Genomic DNA, 510 nt, shown 5'->3' with positions numbered 1-510 from the left:
GCATGTGCCATTCCGGCAGTAGCTGCGTAAGCAACCCTTGCTGCACCGCTTCGCGAGCGTAGTACTCCGGCACGCTGACGACACCGAAGTCCGCCTGAGCCATACGCATCAGCACGGCGGGGGAGTTTGCAATGCTGTATTGCTGCGGCGTTCCGCTCCAGCGCTCTTTGTCCGGGTCTTGGCCGCGCTCGAGCGTCCACCCGCGTGGATCACCGGTTCGCGTTTGCAACAGCAAGCCGTGTAGGCGGAGCAGGTCGTCCGGGACTTCGGGCTTACCCGCGCGACGTAGATAGTCCGGCGATGCATAGAGGCCAACGTTAAGTTCGGCCAACTTGCGCGCACTGAGATCGCTATCCTCCAGCGACTCTCCCACGCGGACCGCCATATCGTAATACTCGCCAATCAGGTCCACTCGTCGGGACGACAAGTCCATCTCGAGCACGATTGCTGGATGCTCGCGCACGAAATTGGCCAGCATCTCAGGTAGCGCGCTTGCAGCCAAATCGGCAA

The 510-nt window shown here is 61.4% G+C and carries 1 protein-coding gene; it reads right to left on the bottom strand.

The features are described 5' to 3' along the window. The coding region (locus ACRYR9_RS20005; RefSeq protein WP_432540254.1) for a substrate binding domain-containing protein at positions 1-510 on the bottom strand (510 nt) is incomplete at both ends.

This window comes from Kineococcus auxinigenes, assembly GCF_050871525.1.
GTDB lineage: Bacteria > Actinomycetota > Actinomycetes > Actinomycetales > Kineococcaceae > Kineococcus.
This window is presented reverse-complemented; position numbering and strand designations above follow the sequence as displayed.